Raw genomic sequence first — 13,181 nt, 5'->3', positions numbered from 1 at the left:
CGCGATGACGTCAATGGGAGGACTTCATGTTTCAATTCAAATCTCTGGGCCGTATGGCTCTTGCCGCCACCTTGGCCCTGACGCTGCCCGGCATGGGGTCGGCTGAAATCTTCAAGGGCGAAACCGCCGGGGTCGGTGATCCGGTGCACACCATGTTTGTGGCTTTTGCCAACCAAGCCGGAAAGGCCGGCGTAGAGATTCAGGTGAACGCCGGACAGACGCTCACCAAGTCGATGCTTAAGGGTGCGAAAGGCGATATCGCGTTTTTCTCAACGGTGCCTTCGCTGGTTAACCTGATGGCTGGTCAAAAGAGGATGTATGAAAAAGTCGAAGGGGCCGGAGAGCTTTCAAAAAACATCCGTGCCATCCTTGGCTTCAAGGCAGGGGCCTATCACCCGGTGACGCTGGCTGGATCAGGTATTGAAGACTGGGCGGACATCAAAGGCAAAACCGTATTCACCGGCCCGCCCGCCGGGTCGGCCTCGGCCACGTCCGAGGCCCTGATTAAGATCATCACCGGTTATGTGGCTGGTGACGACTATACCGCCGTGCGCCTCAGCTGGGGCGAAGGTTATGCAGCCCTTGCCGATGGCAAGATCGACATGATGGTACGCCCGGCCGAAATCGGCTCGGCCAATATCGAACGTTTCGGCCTGTCGGGTGAGTTCCGCGTTCTTTCGATCCCTGAAGACAAGATCGCGGCTGACGAGATGAAGGCCCTGTTCGGCCGTCCCGGTCGTGGCATGCTGCAATTCGATGGTGGCGTCTACAAGGGCCAGCTTACTAACGGTCAGATCACCGCACTGGGCTTTACCCAGTTCGTTGGCACCCACGCCGGAGTGGCCGATGATGTTGTCTACAACGCCACCAAAGCCTTTTGGGAGAACCTTGATGAGGTTCACGCAACCGCTTTCTTCCTGAAAGAAGTCACGGCAGAAAGCGCCTTCACCTCTGTAAACGTTCCACTGCACCCCGGTGCTGTGCGTTACTACGATGAAGCGGGCATTTCGGTTCCGGATGAACTGCGCCCCTGATCACGGGTACCCTGCCGGGCGGCATTTGCTGCCCGGCGACACCACCAAAAACTTGCGAAAGTGATATGCCATGACGGATGCGGCCCCCACAGCCAGCGTCACGACCCGCCTGTTTGCAATGGCCGCAGCCATCGCCTGTCTGGCTTTGGGTTTGATAACGCTCTACAGCTCCGGTGTCGGCCTGATCGATCCGAAATTGCACCGGGCCGGCGGGTTTGCACTAGCTCTGATCGTTGCAGTCGCCGTGTCGCAAAAACGTCAGGCAGATCGCAGCAAAACCTCGCCACTTCATCTCGCAATTGATCTTGCATTGATCCTGGCCGGTCTCTGGTCGATCTGGTCTTTCCACTTCGTTCAGACCGAAATGGAAACGGCACTTTATGATGTGACTACTAGGGATGCCTGGCCCGCACTTGCCGGCCTGGTTGTTTTCCTCGAACTTTGCCGTCGCCTGTGGGGATGGGGTCTCTTTGGGGTCGGCGCTTTCGGCGTTGTATACTTGCTTTACGGACAAGACCTGCCCGGCATCATGGCCCATTCCGGGTTCTCGCTGAAAGAGGTGGCCGAGGCGATTTGGTATAACACCAACAAGGGCGTGTTCGGCTCTATCACAAATATCGTGCTCAGTACCGTGTTTATCTTCATCATCTTCGGCGTCCTGCTCGAAGGCACGGGTGCGGGCGATACGCTGCTGAAGTTCGCTTTCCTCGCCACCCGCCGTACACGGGGCGGTCCGGCCCACGCGGCCATTCTGGCCTCGTCGATGTTTGGCACGATGTCAGGTTCGACAGTCGCAAATATTGTCGGCACAGGCACCTTCACCATCCCGATGATCAAAAAGCGAGGGTTCTCGCCAACCTTCGCCGCCGGTATTGAGGCCACAGCCTCGTCCGGAGGGCAGATTATGCCACCGATCATGGGGGCCGCAGCCCTGGTGATGGCCGACCTGACCGGTGTTGGCTATCTCAGCATCATCATAGCGGCCCTGTTCCCGGCGCTGTTCTATTACTTCAGCCTGTTTTCCGCCGTAACGGTCGAAGCCCGCCGCCAGGGCATCGAGGTTCAGGAAATGACGGTCGATGACCACATCACCCGCACTGACATGATCAATTCAGTACTGTTTGCCGGGCCGATCCTTGTGGTGATTGGATCGCTTCTGGCCGGGCTTTCTACCTCGGCGGCCGGGTTCTACGCGGTTGTGGTTTTGGTGGTGCTGTCGGTTATCAATCCCGAAGTTCGCAGCAATCCGGGCCGGGTGTGGAAATCCTTTCTAAAAGGCGCTGAATCCGGGGCGACCCTGCTAATCGCGATTGCCGCCATCGGCATCCTTGTCGGGGCGCTGGACTCGACCGGTTTGGGATTGAAGCTGGCCAACGTGATCGCGGCGATCCGGGGTGAAAGCTTGTTCTCGGCGTTGCTTGTCGCCATGGCCGGTGCGCTGATCCTGGGGATGGGCATGCCGACACTGCCTGCCTACCTCATCATCATTTTGGTCATGGGCCCGGCGATCCAGGCATTGGGCGTCTCAATGCTAACCGCGCATATGTTCGTGTTCTACTACGGCGTCGCCTCGTCACTGACCCCGCCTGTCGCCATCGCTGCATATGCTGCGGCCCCCATCGCAAGAGCGAACCCGCTGATGACCGCTTTCATGTCGTTCCGGCTTGGCATGGCAAAGTTCATCATCCCGTTTGTCTTTGCCTTCTATCCGACGATCCTGATCGTCGAAGAGTTCAGCCTGTTGCAGTTCCTCTGGATCGTCGCACGCACCTGTTTTTGCATCTGGTTGTTCTCTTCGGCCTTGTCTGGGTTCGACCGGCGCAAGCTGAGCATACCCGAGATCGTTGTCCGGTTTGTTACGGCGTTTACCTGTCTGGCCACCGATCCCACCTATCACCTGCCTGCCGTTGGCCTTGGCCTTGCCCTCATCGCATTTGATGTCCGGGCGGCCCGAGCTGCTGCACCGAGTTCTGAGGCGACACAATGACCAAGCAACCCAACTTTCTGTTCATCATCACCGATCAGCACCGGGCAGATCACCTCGGCTGTTATGGCAACACGGTCGTTCAGACGCCGAACATCGATCGCATCGCAGCAGGCGGCACCCGTTGGGACCGTTTTTATGTCGCCAACCCGATCTGCATGCCCAACCGCGCTTCGATCATGACCGGGCGAATGTGTTCGGCGCATGGGGCGCGGCATAACGGCATTCCCCTGTCGAAAGATCACACCACTTTTGTCGAATTGCTGAGGGACGCGGGATACAACACCGGGCTGATCGGAAAGTCGCACCTGCAAAGCTTTACCGGTCTGCCCGCGACAAACCGGTTCGAAGCCAAGAAAGGGTTGACTGCCCCCTCTGCGCCCTTGCGCGATGCATTCAAAAACAACCGCCACTCATCAGACTATGACCTGGAGGTTGCCCCCAAGTGGGACACACCCCTTGCCGAACGTATTGAGGGCGATTTCTATGGGTTCGACCATGTCGAGGTCTGCGCGGGCCACGGCGATCAGGCATCGGGTGACTACCTGTTATGGGCGCGGGAACAACACGCAGGGTTTGACGCACTGACAGGCCCAGAGAATGCCTTGCCAGACAACCGCATCGATGCCCCACAGGCATGGCGCACTGCCGTTCCCGAGGAGCTCTATTCTACTGACTGGATTGCCAATCAGTCAGAAGCCTGGTTGGAAAAACAGGCAGGTCAGGACGCGCCTTTCTTCCTGCAAATGTCCTTCCCCGATCCGCATCACCCTTTCACGCCACCGGGGCGCTATTGGGATATGTATGATCCCGCCGAAATGACCTTGCCCGCATCTTTCGGCCAGGGTGACTTGCCGCCCATCAAGGCGATGAAAGAGGCAATGGAGAAGGGGACTGACCCACGTGACAACCAAAACCCGTTCGCCGTGACCGAGGACGAAGCCCGGGCGATCATCGCTTTGACCTACGGCATGATCACCATGATCGACGACGCCATTGGACGGGTTTTGAAACGGCTGGACGCGCTGGGCCTGGCAGAAAATACCGTGGTGATCTTCACGACGGACCATGGCGATTACATGGGCGATCATGGTCTGATGTTGAAGCTGCTGCTGCATTATCAAGGGATCATCCGGGTGCCGTTCATCTGGAACGACCCTGCCGCCCCCGCTGCAGGGGTATTGAACCAAGGGCTGGGCTCTTCCATCGACATCTCTGCCACAATCCTCGCCAGGGCCGGGATCCAGCCTTTCAATGGCCTCCAGGGTCGCGATTTGCTGGCGACGGAACCACCAGAGGCCATCATCGTCGAAGAAGACAGCCAGCGCAGCATGACCGGCTTTGACCGCCCGCAAAGGGTGCGCACAGTCGTGACAGACAGGTACCGAATGTCGCTCCGGGAAGGCGAGGACTGGAATGAGCTCTATGATTTGCAAAACGACCCGCACGAGAGCTTTAACTTATACGGACAAGACGATCATGCGGCAGCCCAACACGCATTGACTGAAAAGATGCTGCGCCGGATGATCGAGTTGCAAGACAGAGCTCCCCTACCTGCATATCGAGCATAGCAGCCAGGCTTCGCTTTTTTGGGGTTTAAGTTGCTGAGGATGATCCCAAAAGGATCCAGCTCAAATGAAACCGGACGTTCGCGGCTGGCGTCGCATTTGCCAAAATGAGCTTTTTTCGCAGCGCGTTTGATGAACGGCTGTTTGAGCTGATCACTCTTCAGTCGCTCTTCTCACCTTACCGCTATAACTGAAGTGAACCCCATGGATGGAGGTTCAGCTTGGTTCACCCAACCAAAGAGCAGATTGCCCAGCAAAACGACCAGTTCCGGCGTGACGATCCAAGTGTGCCAGGTATCTGGGTCATAACCGCTGGCTTGGGTCAGTTGCTGAAACAACTTGATATCGTGCAGACACAGCTGCCCAATTTGCAGCCGATTTCGAGGATTTCGCCGAACATAATGTTTCACACGCTGAGCATGATTTAGGTGCGTTTGAGCATTGCTGACACAAATGCGTCTGGAAGCTGAATCTCTACAACACTGATGGATCAAATGGTTCCGACGATGCGTTGCGTTTACTAGGACTTCAGACTTCTTCGACCATTTCGAACAGCCTTGCTCAAAACAAGAAAGCAGATAACCTGAGCATCAATTTTTCCTATCAATGGGACGAAAATGATCAAAAGTCAGATCACACTCAAGCAGCTCGAGGCGTTTGCTTTCGTCGTTGATACTGGCACGTTTCGAGCTGCAGCCTTTGCACTTGGGACGACCCAACCAAATATATCTGCGCGCATCACCGCTCTTGAAACTGCGCTCAATGTCACCTTGCTCATCCGCGATGCCGGTTCCGTGCGTTTGACGGCAGATGGTGAAAAACTTCTCGTTAAAACGCGGGAAGTTCTGTGGGCCGGAGAAGCCCTGATTGCAGCAGCCGGACGTCAGGAGCTAATTGAGGAAACCTTGCGGCTCGGCGTGACTGAGCTTGTGGCCTGCACTTGGTTGCAGAGCTTCTTGCGATTGATGCGGGAGGCTTATCCCAGTCTACGCATCCAACTGGAAGTGGATCTATCAACGGCGATTGATGCAAGACTGATGGAAGGGCAGCTTGATCTGGCGCTTCAAACCGGGCCGTTCAAATCCAAGGCATTCGCAAGCGATGCGCTGGGCGAAGAAAACTATTGTTGGGTTGTAAATTCGGACCTGATCCAGCGTGTTAGTGTCACGCCATCCTTACCCGAACTGTTTGATTTAACGGTTTTGACCCACGCCAAACACACTCAGGCCGGTGCCGCTTTGCATAGGTTTGCGACTGAGAGTGGGTTGCGAGGAGAGAGGATTGTCCATTCCAGTGCCTTGTCTGCCTGTGTTCCAATGGCTCTTGAAGGGTTGGGCGTTGCGTTGTTGCCTGAACGTCTGGTGACGGCTGAGATTGCCTCGGGTGAGCTACACCGCGTGAACCCAGGTTGGGTGCCCGAGCCCTTGTCTTTCTATGCACGTTTCGCCCCAGCCCGTGCCGCCCTCTATGTCGAAAAAGCCGCGCAGATCGCAAAGGCTGCAATGCACAAACCTTAGATCAATAAAATTGATTGGGGTGAGAAGTTTAATCGATTTGATTTTTTGCCGAGTTTTGGAGCATCCATAAAGGAAAGCTACAGCAGGAGCCCAGAATGGCAGCACCTTCCGTTCGCCTCGGCGTCGATATCGGCGGCACATTTACCGACGTTGTGTTGGAAAAGGATGGCGTGCCGTTTTCGACAAAGGTTCTCACCACCTACGCTGCGCCCGAAAACGCGATCATTGATGGGATGCATCAGGTTTGCGCCAAAGCGGATGTCACGCCTGCGCAGATTGACCAGATCATTCACGGGACGACGCTTGCCACGAATGCGTTGATCGAACGTCGTGGCGCTAAGACGGCGTTGATTACGACGGAAGGCTTCCGTGATGTGATCGAAATGCGTACGGAATCGCGGTTTGAACAATACGATCTCAACCTGAACCTTCCAGAGCCCCTGTTGCCACGCCAAATGCGTTTCACCGTCGGGGGCCGCGTTGATGCGAATGGCCAAGTGCTGATCGATATTGACCGTGCCGAGGTTGAGAGCGTCGTCGACAAGATTGCCCAAGCCGGGTTTGAAAGTGTCGCCGTGGGATTGATCCATTCCTATCTGAACCCTGCGCACGAAGAATTGGTGCGCGATGTGCTGGCTGAAAAACTGCCCCGTGTCGCCGTGTCGATCTCGTCTGAAGTTTCACCGCAGATGCGCGAATACGAACGGTTCAATACCGTCGTGGCTAACGCTTACATCAAGCCCCTGATGGCCTCTTATCTTGGCCGCCTAGAGGATCGGCTGAAGGCGGAAGGCGTGTCTTGCCGGATCTTCCTGATGCACTCTGGCGGCGGGATCATCTCAATCCAGAATGCGGCGGACTTTCCTGTGCGCCTGGTTGAATCCGGTCCCGCAGGCGGTGCGGTTTTTGCGGCTCATATCGCGGCGCGCTACGGGTTGGACAAAGTACTGTCATTCGACATGGGCGGCACAACAGCCAAGATTTGCCTGATCAAGAACCAGACCCCCAAGACATCCCGTGTTTTTGAAGTCGCGCGCACGTATCGGTTCAAGAAAGGCTCTGGCATGCCGATTTCGATCCCCGTGATCGACATGGTTGAGATCGGCGCTGGTGGTGGGTCGCTCGCCCATGTAGATGCTTTGCGTCAAATTCGCGTCGGCCCAGAAAGTGCCGGGTCCGAGCCCGGGCCCGCCTGCTATGGCCGCGGCGGCGTGCGTCCGGCCGTGACGGATGCTGATCTCGTTCTTGGCAAACTTGATCCTGATAATTTTGCGGGTGGCTCCATCCAGCTTCATGCTAAAAACTCCAAATCAGTGTTGTCAGACCACGTGGGCGACACACTCGAAATGGACGCGGTCGAAGCCGCATTTGGCGTCGCAGAAGTCGTCGACGAAAATATGGCGAATGCGGCACGGGTCCATGCGGTCGAAAACGGCGAAGACCTATCGGAATATACCATGATTGCATTCGGTGGCGCCGCACCGCTGCATGCAGGGCGCTTGGCTGAAAAGCTTGGGGTCGACAGATTGCTTGTGCCACCCGGGGCGGGCGTTGGGTCTGCTATCGGCTTCCTGCGCGCGCCCTTCAGCTTTGAAGCAAACCGATCCGTCTACATGAAGCTTAGTGACTTCGATCCTAAGCGGATCAAAGGCCTGCTGACCGACCTCAAAGTGGAGGCCACGGGTTTCGTCCGCACCTGCGACGAAGTCAGCCCGATCTTGTCAGAGTTCAAAGTCTACATGCGCTACACAGGGCAAGGCTGGGAAATCCCCATTGAATTGACGGAAGAGCAAGCCATGAACCCGGATGTCGATACGTTCGAGGCGCGGTTTATCGAGGACTATACCAAGCTTTTCGGCCGCCCTGTTGCGGGAATGGATATCGAGATCACTGTCTGGTCCGTAAACGCGACGACCCCGCCGGAGCACGTGGCGCGCATGGATGAAACAAGCGGCATAGCAAAGGCAACCTCTGTGGGCGCGCGTCAATTGTTTGACGCAGGCGCGGGCAAGTTTCTGAATGCGGACGTGGTGCACCGCTTTGACATGTCTTCGGGCGAACGGGCGGTTGGTCCGGTCGCTGTGGTTGAGGATGAAACCACCATCATCGTACCCGCCAGCCGGGACGCAATCCGCCAGCCTGACGGCTGTATTGACGTCGTTACGAAGGGATAAGGCCATGACCCAAGAGCATTCAAAAGTCGCCTATCAAGTGATGTGGAACCGTCTGATCTCGGTCGTGGAAGAACAAGCGCAGGCCTTGGTGCGCACTGCCTTTTCGACGTCCGTGCGTGAGGCGGGAGACCTTTCAGCGGGCGTTTATGATGTCGCAGGCAATATGTTGGCCCAAGCGGTGACTGGCACGCCGGGTCACGTCAATGCGATGGCTGATGCCGTCGCGCATTTCATTCGACGCATAGGCCCGGACAACATCCATGACGGCGATGTCTATATCACGAATGACCCGTGGGAGGGCACAGGCCATCTCCATGACATCACTATGGTCACGCCATCCTTTCATGGTGGCGCACTGGTTGGGTTCTTTGCCTGTACCGCGCACATCGTCGATATTGGCGGTCGCGGGTTTGGAGCCGATGCGCACAGCGTCTATGAGGAAGGTCTATACATCCCGATCATGAAATTCGCGGATAAGGGCGTGGTAGATGAAACACTGACCCGCATCATCCGTGGCAATGTCCGCGAGCCGGATCAACTCATCGGCGACATCTACGCTCTGGCCACCTGCAACGAGATCGGCCATCGTCGCCTTGTAGACATGATGGACGAGTTTGCGCTGGAGGACCTGAATGGTATCGCGGCCTTTATCCTCGACAACTCTCGCCGAGCGACCATTGAGAAGATCGCAGCCTTGCCGCAGCAGTCCGCATTGGGTGAGATGACAATGGACGGCTTTGACCGTCCCATTACGCTTAAGGTTAAGATCACGGTAGATGGTGATCGGATCGTCTCAGACTTCACCGGCTCTTCAGGCGTAGACAAGAAGGGCATCAACTGCCCACTGGTCTATGCCAAGGCCTATGCCTGCTATGCTTTGAAGGTCGCCATCGCACCGGAAATCCCGAACAACGCGGCCTCGCTTGCCCCGTTTGAGATCGCGGCACCCGAGAACACGATTGTCAATGCGCTGCACCCTGCGCCAGTCGCGTTGCGCCATATCGTCGGACATTTCGTGCCGGATGCCGTCTATGACGCCTTTGACAGAATCGTGCCCGGTCTAGTCCCTGCCGAAGGGGCAGGCTGTCTGTGCAACTTCCAGGTTTCGCTTCGTCCCCGCACCGATGCGCCTGCACCCGCGCATGCCCGTCGCTCCGAGGTGTTGACCTTTAACTCAGGCGGATCTGGCGCGCGGCCAGAACATGACGGACTGAACGCAACAGCTTTCCCATCAGGCGTGATGACCATGCCGATTGAAGCAACAGAACATGCAGGCCCAGTCATCATCTGGCGCAAAGAGCTTCGCCCGGACTCAGGTGGCGCAGGCAAGACCCGCGGCGGCCTGGGCCAATACATGGAAGTGGGCGCGCAAGAGGGGCATGAGTTTGATATCCAAGCCATGTTTGACCGCGTGGATCACCCGGCACGTGGGCGTCGCGGTGGCGGAGCCGGTGCTGCCACAACCATCGTCCAAGACGATGGCACCGCGATGAACGGCAAAGGCAAACAGTTCGTCGCCCATGGTCGTAAAGTCCTCATGGCCTTCCCCGGTGGTGCTGGCTACGGCGACCCGTCCGAGCGGTCTGTCGATCTTGTCAAACGTGATCTGGCACGTGGCTATATCTCTGCTGAGACGGCCGCGCGCGACTACAACCTATCCGCAGCTGACATCGCAGACGTTCAAGCCGCCGTCGCACGAGGAGATACCCTATGAAAACCCAAACACCCGCAAGCGCGTCCTATGACGTGGTCATCATCGGCGGCGCAATGATGGGCGCGTCCGCCGCGTGGTTCTTGTCCGATGACAAGGATTTTGATGGCACCGTCTTGGTCGTCGATCGCGACCTGACCTATGAACACACATCGACGATGCACACCAACTCGTGCATGCGACAACAGTTTTCGGGCGAATTGAACGTGCGCATCAGCCAGTTCGCCGCTGATTTTGTCAAAAACCTGCCGCGCTACATGGGGAATGACGACCGCGTGCCTGAGCTGACAATCCGGTCATTTGGCTACATGTATCTGGCCGATAATGAGGGCTTTGCGAACGTCTTGCGTGAAAGCCAGCAGGTTCAGCTTGCCGCAGCTGCTGCAACCCAACTGATGACCCCCGATCAGATCAAAGCGGCCTATCCGTTCTACAACGTCGATGACATTGTCCTGGGCTCCATCAATTTGGTGGATGAAGGGTTTTGGGACGCGACAGCTGTCTTTGACTGGTGGCGCAAATCCGCCCGTGAACGCGGTGTTGAGTATGTCGAAAACGAAGTCGTCGCGGTGAACAAAAACGCCGCGGGTACCCGCGTTGAAAGCGTCACATTGAAGTCGGGTGAAGTCATCTCCTGTGGTCAGGTCCTCAACGCATCTGGCCCGCGTGCGGCCGCAACTGCACAAATGGCGGGCATCCAAGTTCCAGTAGAGCCACGCAAACGCTTCTCTTGGATATTCTCCGCCGCGCAGCCGCTTGACCGGGATCTGCCGCTTACCATTGATCCGTCTGGCGTTCACGTGCGTGAAAACGGCGGGGGCACCTATCAGTGCGGCGGCCATTCTGACATCGATCCTGCCGTCGATCCGGATGATTTTATCATGGACCACAGTATCTGGGAAAACCACGTCTGGCCGATCCTCGCGACGCGCATCCCTCAGTTTGAAGCGATCAAAGTGCAATCCGAATGGGCGGGGCATTACGCCTATAACACTTTCGATCATAACGCGATTTTGGGCCCGCATATGGACGTTGAGAACTTCTTTTTTCTCAACGGATTTTCGGGGCACGGCCTGCAGCAATCTCCTGCGATGGGGCGGGGTACAGCCGAGATTATGGTGCATGGCAAATACCAAACCCTCGACATGACTCAGTTCCATTTTGATCGCGTCCCTGCGGGCCGCAAGATCATTGAAAAGGCGATTATCTGATGAAGCTTGCAACGAATGGCTTTACCCAAGCGCTCGCCGCTGGGGACAAACAGATCGGCCTCTGGATTAGTCTGTGCAGCAACTTCGTCGCAGAGGTCACAGCACCTGCTGGTTACGATTGGGCGCTGATCGACATGGAGCATAGCCCCAATGACTATTTCAGCGTTTTGGGTCAATTGCAGGCTTTTGCTGCCAGCGACACCACAGCCATTGTACGGGTTGAATGGAACGATACGGTTGCGGTAAAACGCCTGCTTGATCTTGGTGCGCCGGGGCTATTGTTCCCGATGATCCAGTCGGTTGAAGAGGCGGAAAAAGCGGTGGCCGCAACGCGCTATCCGCCCCACGGCGTGCGCGGTGTGTCAGGGGCCACGCGTGCCACGAAGTTTGGGCGCGTCGTGGATTACACCGCGCGCATCGAAGATGAAACAACAGTGTTGTTGCAGTTGGAGACGCGCGCCGCCGTCGAACAGGCGGAGGCGATCAGTGAGGTCGATGGCGTTAGCGGCATCTTCTTCGGACCTGCGGATATTGCAGCAGACATCGGAAAACTGGGCAAACCGATGGACCCAGAGGTTTGGAAGCTGATTAAGCCAGCCGCGCAAAAGCTGATCGATAAAGGCGTGCCAGTAGGTACCCTTGTGCTTGACCCTGCCTTTGCAACTGAGCTGTTGAACGAAGGGTTCACCTTTGTGGCCTGCGGAACGGACGCAAGCCTTTTGGCCAAAGCGTCAGATCATTTACTCGCGACGGTAAAAGGCGGGTTGGCATGAAGTTTGCGGCCTCCGCCTTGACCCTGTCAAACCCTCGGCGTCTGCTTGGGTGAGCCAAGCCGCGAAAGAAGCCAAGGCGCGCGGTGAAGACGTCATTGATCTGGGGTTGGGAGAGCCTGATTTCGACACACCCGCCCATATCGTTGAGGCTGCGCACCAAGCGGCTTTGCGTGGTGAAACACGTTACCCGCCAACGAATGGTACGCTTGAGATGCGACAAGCAGTCGTTGACAAACTGCGGCGCGAAAACACGCTGAGCTATGCTGTGGACGAGGTGATCGTCTCCAACGGTGCCAAACAGGTGCTGTTCAATGCGATGATGGCCACGCTGGAGCCAGACGACGAGGTGCTGATGTGTGCCCCGTACTTTGGCCAGTACAAAGACATTGTTCTTATTCTTGGCGGACAAGCGGTCGCGCTGAAATGTCCCGCCGAAAACGGGTTTCGTTTGACGCCGGATCAGCTTGAGGCGGCGATCACGCCAAAAACACGCTGGATCATGCTGAATTTGCCGTCGAACCCTGCCGGTGCGATCTATTCTGACGATGGCCTGCGCGCGTTAGGTGCGGTGTTGGAAAAACACCCGGATGTGTTGATCCTGTCGGATGAAATCTATGAGCACATTCTGTTTGATGGCCGCACGTTCCTATCCTTTGCCGCCGCCAACCCCTCCTTGAAGGATCGCACGTTGACCGTGAACGGCGTCTCCAAGGCCTATGCGATGACCGGTTGGCGCATTGGGTATGGTGCGGGTCCAAAGCCGCTGATTGCGGCGATGACGAAAGTGCAAAGCCAGATTTGTTCAGGGGCATGCGCCATTGCCCAAGCCGCGGCTGCCGCCGCCCTGAATGGTCCCCAAGACGCCGTGCGTGCATTTTGTCAGGCCTTTGAAGACCGCCGCGATCTTGTGGTAAAGCGCGTGGCCCAGATCGATGGTCTTACCCTGGCCCCACCCGGTGGTGCGTTTTACGGTCTGATCGGCTGCGCGGATCTGATCGGTGCGCAGACGCAGACAGGTGCAACGCTTACCGATGATGCCGAAGTCACGGCCTACATCCTCGATGACGCAGGCATCGCCGCCGTGCCCGGCAGCGCTTATGAGCTGTCGCCCTTTTTCCGTATCTCAACAGCGGCCTCTCTGGAGGTTTTAGGCGAAGCGATGGACCGCATCGCCGCCTCTGTGGCCAAACTCAAAAGAAAGACGTGAGC

9 protein-coding genes are annotated in these 13,181 nt (G+C 56.9%); all 9 read left to right on the top strand.

The features are described from left to right. Positions 1 to 26: 26 nt before the first annotated feature. The 9 genes from ACZ1HM_RS15520 (at position 27) to ACZ1HM_RS15480 (ending at position 13,179) form a co-directional block, all read left to right on the top strand. Positions 27 to 1,034, top strand: a complete 1,008-nt coding sequence (locus tag ACZ1HM_RS15520; protein WP_472743574.1) for a TAXI family TRAP transporter solute-binding subunit — start codon at positions 27 to 29, stop codon at positions 1,032 to 1,034. A gap of 70 nt (positions 1,035 to 1,104) precedes the next feature. Further along, positions 1,105 to 3,021: a TRAP transporter permease gene (locus tag ACZ1HM_RS15515; protein WP_472743573.1), complete on the top strand. Its 1,917-nt coding sequence runs from the start codon at positions 1,105 to 1,107 to the stop codon at positions 3,019 to 3,021. Then, a complete protein-coding gene (locus ACZ1HM_RS15510) occupies positions 3,018 to 4,589 on the top strand; it encodes a sulfatase family protein (protein WP_472743572.1) in 1,572 nt (523 codons plus the stop codon). Before ACZ1HM_RS15515 ends, ACZ1HM_RS15510 begins: the two co-directional genes overlap by 4 nt. A gap of 614 nt (positions 4,590 to 5,203) precedes the next feature. After that, positions 5,204 to 6,103, top strand: a complete 900-nt coding sequence (locus tag ACZ1HM_RS15505; protein WP_472743571.1) for a LysR family transcriptional regulator — start codon at positions 5,204 to 5,206, stop codon at positions 6,101 to 6,103. Between the two features lie 95 nt (positions 6,104 to 6,198). Beyond that, on the top strand, positions 6,199 to 8,277 hold the full coding sequence (locus tag ACZ1HM_RS15500) for a hydantoinase/oxoprolinase family protein (RefSeq protein WP_472743570.1): 2,079 nt from the start codon (positions 6,199 to 6,201) through the stop codon (positions 8,275 to 8,277). A 4-nt stretch (positions 8,278 to 8,281) separates the two neighbouring features. After that, positions 8,282 to 9,991, top strand: a complete 1,710-nt coding sequence (locus ACZ1HM_RS15495; RefSeq protein ID WP_472743569.1) for a hydantoinase B/oxoprolinase family protein — start codon at positions 8,282 to 8,284, stop codon at positions 9,989 to 9,991. Further along, positions 9,988 to 11,199 carry an NAD(P)/FAD-dependent oxidoreductase gene (locus ACZ1HM_RS15490; protein WP_472743568.1) on the top strand — a complete coding sequence of 404 codons (1,212 nt, stop codon included), beginning with the start codon at positions 9,988 to 9,990 and terminating at the stop codon, positions 11,197 to 11,199. Before ACZ1HM_RS15495 ends, ACZ1HM_RS15490 begins: the two co-directional genes overlap by 4 nt. Next, a complete protein-coding gene (locus tag ACZ1HM_RS15485; protein WP_472743567.1) occupies positions 11,199 to 11,972 on the top strand; it encodes an HpcH/HpaI aldolase family protein in 774 nt (257 codons plus the stop codon). Before ACZ1HM_RS15490 ends, ACZ1HM_RS15485 begins: the two co-directional genes overlap by 1 nt. Before the next feature lie 49 nt (positions 11,973 to 12,021). Beyond that, on the top strand, positions 12,022 to 13,179 hold the full coding sequence (locus ACZ1HM_RS15480; protein ID WP_472743566.1) for a pyridoxal phosphate-dependent aminotransferase: 1,158 nt from the start codon (positions 12,022 to 12,024) through the stop codon (positions 13,177 to 13,179). Positions 13,180 to 13,181: the final 2 nt, after the last annotated feature.

The organism is Sulfitobacter sp. GN1-4 (genome assembly GCF_055693825.1).
The sequence above is the reverse complement of the archived record's forward strand: the minus strand, read 5'-3'. Positions and strand labels throughout refer to the sequence as shown.